We start from the raw sequence: 6,495 nt of genomic DNA, 5'->3' as shown, positions 1-6,495 counted from the left end.
CAGATATCGAAGAAACCCATCTGGCCCATCGTCGCTATCCCAGCCCATTGAACTTGTCCGGATTCTATCCCATCATCGCCGGAGGGCGGGATTTTTCGAGGTGCCCTAATATCAGACTTCGCCCGCCATTGTGATGGGCCAGAGTGTCAGGATAGTCGGGTCACTCAGAAATTTTCCATGATCTTGGCCTTCTGCCCGTCGTAATCGGCCTGGCTGATCAGGCCCTCGTCGAGGGCGGTCTTCAGCTTTCTCAGGCGATTGATCGGATCGTCGTCTCGGTTGGCAATCACCGGCTTGGAGCGATCAGAAGGACTGGGAACGGCAGGCTTCGGCCGGGCATTGGGAGTGATATTGGGCGCTCCACTGGACACCCGATAGAGAAGCCACCTCAGACCTCCGGTTACCGGGCTCATGTCCAGCCCTGCGGCCGCAGATAAAATCGCCTTGATCGACGGTATGCGGATGGAATTCGATCCACAGGCCAGCGCAAGCCGTGCCGCCCAATCGCGAACGTAAAGGTCATCGAAGGCTGAAAGCCGCTGAAACAGTTCCGAGCCTTGCGGATTGAGGAAATCCGACCGGGTGAAGATGAGGTTCTCGCCACTGTGGCAGTGCTTGAGCAATCCGGGATCGAACACCAAGGCCCGCAACGACAGTTGCATCACCAGCATGGAGAAGTGGTCGAGCGTCGCGTCGAAATGCGTCTCGTTGCGCTCAGGGTGTTGGAAATTGATGCTGCCGAGCAAGGTGCAGGGAAGCCCGCTCAGTTCAGGAAGATACATGGAATCGTAATCGATCAGCTTCAGCCGACCATCAGGTCCGATCAGAATGTTGTCGTGTTTAAGGTCGCCATGGGCCACGCCACGGTTCAGCAGATCCAGGCAAAGCCGCGCCCAGGCCCGGCTCAAGCCTGCGATGCCGCCCCGCTTGTCGCTATCGCACAGGGTCTGGACCAAGGCGCCGATAGTGCGACCAGGGACCCACGGCATGCTGATGACCGGATATTCACCGTGCCTGGCGATGGACGACGTCACGTAGAGTTCGTCGCGGTGAAACCGGAGCGGAACCATATAGGGTGAGCCGCTGGCAGCAACGAAGCCGGAGATTGCTTGGTAGCGGCGCTCCAGATCGGGTAGATCACGGATGAAGCACTTGATCGCCAAGAGCGATCCCTCGGAATCGGTGACCCGGAACACCCCGGCGAAGTTTCCGGCGAGAAACTGCGGGTGGCCTCGGGAATCCTTAAACGGCGTTACCTGGAGAGTGGCGAACCGAGCCTTGGCGTTGGAAAGCGCCGCCTTGTAGTCCGCCAATACGGGGAACGTCACTGTTCGAACTCCGTTGCCCGGTCCCGCGAAGAATCCTCGGCGGCTTGATTAAAAACGATGGCCGGCCGGGTGCCAATATCGAGCAGTTTGACCAGTGCGATGGCATCGGCATTGAACGCCATGCCGCGCAGGGTCGGCGTGGTTTTCAGGTCGCGCTCAAATAGTTCGCAGATGATGGCGCGATGACGGCCCGACAACTCGCTCGACATCTCGAACAGCAGGCGGGCATAGGTGTCGTCGGGCAGTTGGCCGGCGCTGGACGGGAACACCACCGGCGCGTCGTCGCCACCGGAAATATGGCAGTTCATCAGCAGGACGTGGCCGTCATTGGTCTTCAGCCCGGTCAACCGTCGGGCGGTCGCCAGAAGTTCTTCGTCGCTGTCCACATCGTTGGCCATGCCGTCGGTAATGTTGATGACGGCCGGGGGGAATGACCCGGGGTTCGCGGAAATCCAGGGTTCCAGGATCGACTGCGCCAAGCGCAGAGCTCCATTCATCGGGGTGCTTTCCACCGCCACCGGCGCCACCCAACGCGAAACTGCCACCCGCTCGACCACCGGCTGGCCGCGAACCATGATGGTGGTTTCTTCCTCGATGGTATCGGCGTTTTCCGCCACCTCGGAGATGGGCACCAAGCTGCGCCCGGCAAGGTTCCCCAGCCAGCAGAACTCGGCGCGGTTGGTACGCCCATAGCCGATGACGCCGATGTCGAAATAGTCTCGGACACCTTCATCACGCATACAGCGGTTGATCAGTTCGTCGAGGGTTCGGTTGAGCGCATCCGCCACCACCTGGGCCCGACTGATTGTCTGGCCGTTATCATCGACACCGAAGGTGGTGTTCATGGATTTAGATTGATCCACCAGAAAGATAAAGGCGCCGCGCTGGTCGCGGCTGATTTCCTGTGAATAGGCCACGGATCACGTCTCCTGTGGTTGAACAACGGTAGGATTTACGCTGGAGGGGATCTCTACCGGCAAAATCAGGTCATATCCGGAGCCTTGATCATGGAACAACCGGAGGCCCTGAATCTACGCGCCATCACTTTAGCAAAGACTATGGCTCCATCAAATTCTTGGACAAAACAGCATGAAGTGCTGACGGCAAAAGTGCGAACATGAGAGTGATTATTAACCTCTTTTGCTGATGAAGCATTGTTATCCGCTTGCAGACTATTGTCGAGCAGGCGAATTTGTGCAACAACACAAGTATGTATTTGTCTCTTTCCCAGAGGAGTTAGGTTATGGCAGCACAGATGGCAACAGGCATGGCTGGTGGAACCGCCGCGAACGCAGCAGCTCCCGCCGCTGGCGGCGCGGCCATGGCTGCCGCGGCGGCTCCGGAAATCGAACGTGAGGGCGCCGCTCAGGCCGCCGGCATGAAGGCCGGTGGGGCCAAGGCCGGCGCCGCCAATGGCGCTGCGGCCAAGACCGGTGCGGCGAAGGCTGCCGCAGCAGAGGTTGAGCGCGAAGCGGTGACCGCCAAGGCCGCGGGCATGAAGGCCGCCGGGGCCAAGACGGCTGCTGGTGGCGCCAATCAGGCTGCCATGGCCGCCAAGGGGACCGGCGCAGCCACCAAGGTCGCCGCGACCGGCGTCAAGGGCAAGGCCATGGTTGCCGCCGGTGGAGCCGGTGCCGCGGCGGGTGCCGCTACCGGTGCTTCGGTCACGGCCAGCCCCATCGCCGCCGCAACCAGCAGCAGCGCCATGCTGTCCGCTAAGGGCGTCAGCTTGGGCCTCGGCCTGGGTCTGGGCGCCTGGGGGCCGGTGCTGCTGGGCGTGGTCGGAGTGGCGGGCGCCATCGCCCTCTATGGATATTACAAGAACCGCAATGCCGAGCCGGCTGCGGCCGAAGCCGTCTGAGGGAGGACGAAATGACCGCACAGACTATCGGGTTGTCGCAAGAAACCGGAACCAGTTACAAGCCCCTGGTGATGGCTGCACTTAGCTATCTCGGCATTCTTTGTTTTGTGCCTTTGATGCGCAACAAGGATGACGAATACGTTCAGTTCCATGCCAAGCAAGGGCTGGTGCTGTGGATGATCGCGGTCCTTTCCATGTTCGTGCTGGAAATTCCCGGCATCGGAAAGTGGTTCTTCGGCTTCTCGTCCATGCTGGTTCTCGTGCTGTCGGTGGCCGGGCTGGCCTCGGTGGCGTTCCGCCGCGCCTGGAAGCTGCCGCTGGTCGGATATATCGCCGACCGTATCTGAGACTGCTGAACGAATCCGCCGCGCCGAGATGACTCCATGGGGTCATCTCGGCGTCGTCGTTTTTGTGGGGCGTTTGCGGTCACATACGGCGCCACCAATCGAGGGTGCCGCACAGCAAGGCGGGGCCGTTATCGACAATTTCGATAATGCCCATGGCCACGGCAGCCAGCCCCAGCAGAATACCGATCTTCAGCCTGCCGTTCCGAGGCAGTTGATCGCGAGAGATCATTGCCGCATCCCCATGGCGGGGGTCAGCCGCAATCGGCGCGGCCGCCGTTTCTCTTGGCGCCGCAACTGCATCCGCCGCCACACGACGCTCCGTCGGACGGCCGCCACATCCGCCACAGATGACGGATGACCACGAAGGCCGCCCCCGCTCCCACGACGGTAATGGCGCCTATATCCCAGAGTGATCCCCAAGCCATGGCGCAACGCTTCTTTCATCAAGGGGCGGCGGAACAACTCCGCCACCAGAACAAGACCTAAAAGAATGTCCCGCCGATCCGGCTGGCGGCCAGGGCCAGCAGCCAGGCGAAGGTCAGGGAATAGGCCACCGAGAACCCGGCCCAACGCCAGCTCTGCGCCTCCTTGCCGATGATGGCGATGGTGGACAGGCAAGGCGCGTAGAGCAAGGTGAAGATCATGAAGGCGATGGCCGTGGCGGGCGGCATGGCGCCCCTCAAGGTCTCGGTCAGCTGGTCCGACCCCTTCTCCTGGGCATAGATGACGGCATAGGTCGCCACCACCACTTCCTTGGCGACAAAGCCGGTCATGATGGCCGCCGAATCCCGCCAGGAAAAGCCCAGCGGCTGGAACAGCGGCGTCACCGCGATGGCCGAACGCCCCAGATAGCTCTTTTCCAGTTTCTCCTGCGCCTGGGCGCTTTTCAGCGTCTTCAGCGCTGTTTCCTTTTCCGGGCTGTCGGGAAGCGCGGTCTGTTCGGCGATGACTGTCTCAAAATCCTGGGAATAGGTGATATCGCGGGGGAATTCCTGGAGGAACCAGATCACGATAGAACCCACCAGGATGACGCCGGTTACCTTGGCGACAAAGCCCTGGGCGCTGTCCCACATATGGTGCAGCACCGAATGCAGTGTCGGCAGACGATAGGGCGGTAGCTCCATCACGAAGGCGTCACCACCGCTGCCCGGGATGATGCGGTTCAGCAACACCGCCGACACCATGGCGGCGGCGAGGGACAGCATATACATGGCGAAGACCACGGTCCCGGCCATATCGGCGAAGAAAGCTCCGGCGAACAGGATGAAGACCGGCAGTCGGGCCGAGCAGTTCATGAACGGCGCGATCAGCATGGCGATCAGCCGTGCCCGCTTATTGGTGATGACGCGGGTGGCCATGACGGCGGGGACATTGCAGCCGAACCCGGCCACCATGGGGATCAGGGTGGTGCCGTGCAGGCCGAAATGGTGCATCACCCGGTCCATCAGGAAGCTGGCGCGGGCCAGATAGCCGGTGCCGCTGAGGATGGCCATGAAGAAGAACAGGATGACGATATTGGGCAGGAATACGATGGTTCCGCCGACGCCGGCCATGACGCCGTTGACCACGAGATCATGGAACATGCCCTCGGGCAGGGTCTTGTCCACCAGATCGGTGGCCAGTTGCACCCCGGCCTTGATCCAGTCGGTGGGAATGGCTCCCAGGCTGAAGGTCGCCTCGAACATCACCCACAGGATGCCCAGCAGCAGGGGAAGGCCCAGAGTGCGGTTCAGGAAGAAATCGTCGAGGATACGGGTCAGCTTGAACCCGGCGGTGGGATCGCCCTCCTGCTGACGGACTTCGCGCAGCAGGCCGTTGGAAAAGGCGAAGCGGGCCGAGGCCAACAGGCTGGCGGTGTCTTCATCATGCTCGTGGGCCAGGGCGGTCTGCTCGCCCTTGATCTCCTCGACCAGTTCGACGTGGTTGCTTTCGTGGCGCAGAACCTCGTCATCGCCTTCCAGCATCTTGATGGCCAGCCAGCGCGAGCGCACCGGGCTCAGCTCCTGGGGGGGCAGCTTGGACAGATGCTGCTGGACGCGCTCGATGGCCGCCTCCAGATGGCTGTCATAGTGCAGCCGTAACGGGGCGGCGGCGGGAGTTGTCGAGGCCATGGCCGCCACCGCGTCCAGCAGGGCGTCGATGCCCTCCTTCTTCAGGGCGCAGGTCTCCACCACCGGCGATCCGAGGGCCGAGGCCAATAGGGCGGTGTCGATGCGAATACCGGCCCGGCGGACCTCATCCATCATGTTCAGCACGGTGATGCGGGGAAGCCCGGTCTCGATCAGCTGGGTGGTCAGGAACAGGCTGCGGTCCAGATGGCCGGCATCCAGCACGTTGACGATGATGTCGGGTTCCTCGCCGTGAATATAGTCGCAGCCGACCTTCTCCTCCGGCGATTGCGACGAGGTGGAAAAAATGCCCGGCACATCGACGATGCGTAAGGGAACCCCGCCATGGGTGATCTCGCGCACATTCAAAGAGGTCGTCACCCGCTGATAGTTGGCGACGGCGGATTGGGCGCCTGTCAGGGCATTGAACAAGCTGGTGGAACCGGCATTGGGGTTACCCACTAATGCCACGGTGACGGGGGATTTCATATACGGCTACCCTTGAAGCGATGTCGGATGGGGTGACTATTTCAAACGAATGCGGATCTGCCGGGCCTCGGCATTGCGCAGGCCCAGGCTGTAGCCCATCAGGCTGTAGATGCGAGGATCTCCGAGCGGGGCAGAGCGATCCAGGGTTACAGCGGTACCGGACACCACTCCAAGCGACTGCATACGGCGCTTGAAAACGCCATCCTCGGTTTCGATCTCGACGATCTCACCCTGCTGCTCGGGGCGAAGGTCGGCAAGGGTAACACGGTCCATATCCATATTCCGCTCCTTGGCACGCGCATAAGAATGCGAATGCCTCTCAGTTTAATACAGTTTTCTCTTCATGGCAAAGGATCGTTCTT

General features: G+C 61.3%; 7 protein-coding genes. 2 read left to right on the top strand and 5 right to left on the bottom strand.

The features are described from left to right. Positions 1-164: 164 nt before the first annotated feature. Together MTBLM5_RS15220 and MTBLM5_RS15215 are read right to left on the bottom strand one after the other, a co-directional pair. Positions 165-1,328 carry a protein kinase family protein gene (locus MTBLM5_RS15220; RefSeq protein ID WP_173976921.1) on the bottom strand — a complete coding sequence of 388 codons (1,164 nt, stop codon included), beginning with the start codon at positions 1,326-1,328 and terminating at the stop codon, positions 165-167. Continuing rightward, positions 1,325-2,245 carry a hypothetical protein gene (locus tag MTBLM5_RS15215; RefSeq protein WP_173976920.1) on the bottom strand — a complete coding sequence of 307 codons (921 nt, stop codon included), beginning with the start codon at positions 2,243-2,245 and terminating at the stop codon, positions 1,325-1,327. Before MTBLM5_RS15215 ends, MTBLM5_RS15220 begins: the two co-directional genes overlap by 4 nt. A gap of 404 nt (positions 2,246-2,649) precedes the next feature. Between MTBLM5_RS15215 and mamG the strand changes: the two genes are divergently transcribed. Then, the gene (mamG, locus tag MTBLM5_RS15210) at positions 2,650-3,189 is read left to right on the top strand and encodes a magnetosome protein MamG (protein WP_231920781.1); all 540 of its coding nucleotides are present in this window, start codon (positions 2,650-2,652) and stop codon (positions 3,187-3,189) included. A gap of 11 nt (positions 3,190-3,200) precedes the next feature. Next, positions 3,201-3,536: a hypothetical protein gene (locus MTBLM5_RS15205; RefSeq protein WP_085372066.1), complete on the top strand. Its 336-nt coding sequence runs from the start codon at positions 3,201-3,203 to the stop codon at positions 3,534-3,536. Between the two features lie 79 nt (positions 3,537-3,615). Here the strand turns inward: MTBLM5_RS15205 and MTBLM5_RS15200 are convergent, their stop codons facing one another. The 3 genes from MTBLM5_RS15200 to MTBLM5_RS15190 all read right to left on the bottom strand — a co-directional run bounded on the left by MTBLM5_RS15200 (position 3,616) and on the right by MTBLM5_RS15190 (position 6,412). Continuing rightward, entirely contained in the window at positions 3,616-3,765 is a 150-nt protein-coding gene (locus MTBLM5_RS15200; RefSeq protein ID WP_160295504.1) for a hypothetical protein, read from the bottom strand. A 253-nt stretch (positions 3,766-4,018) separates the two neighbouring features. Next, positions 4,019-6,133 (bottom strand): ferrous iron transport protein B, encoded by a 2,115-nt coding sequence (gene feoB, locus MTBLM5_RS15195; protein ID WP_173976918.1) that lies wholly within the window; start codon positions 6,131-6,133, stop codon positions 4,019-4,021. Between the two features lie 36 nt (positions 6,134-6,169). Continuing rightward, positions 6,170-6,412, bottom strand: a complete 243-nt coding sequence (locus MTBLM5_RS15190; RefSeq protein WP_173976917.1) for a FeoA family protein — start codon at positions 6,410-6,412, stop codon at positions 6,170-6,172. Positions 6,413-6,495: the final 83 nt, after the last annotated feature.

Origin of the sequence: Magnetospirillum sp. LM-5, assembly GCF_902729445.1 — a bacterium.
Lineage (GTDB): Bacteria > Pseudomonadota > Alphaproteobacteria > Rhodospirillales > Magnetospirillaceae > Magnetospirillum.
This window is presented reverse-complemented; position numbering and strand designations above follow the sequence as displayed.

Excerpts from the sequence above, each read along its gene's own strand:
- MTBLM5_RS15200 (WP_160295504.1), bottom strand. The coding sequence starts at position 3,765 with ATGATCTCTCGCGATCAACTGCCTCGGAACGGCAGGCTGAAGATCGGT.
- MTBLM5_RS15205 (WP_085372066.1), top strand. The coding sequence starts at position 3,201 with ATGACCGCACAGACTATCGGGTTGTCGCAAGAAACCGGAACCAGTTAC.
- feoB (WP_173976918.1), bottom strand. The coding sequence starts at position 6,133 with ATGAAATCCCCCGTCACCGTGGCATTAGTGGGTAACCCCAATGCCGGT.
- mamG (WP_231920781.1), top strand. The coding sequence starts at position 2,650 with ATGGCTGCCGCGGCGGCTCCGGAAATCGAACGTGAGGGCGCCGCTCAG.
- MTBLM5_RS15190 (WP_173976917.1), bottom strand. The coding sequence starts at position 6,412 with ATGGATATGGACCGTGTTACCCTTGCCGACCTTCGCCCCGAGCAGCAG.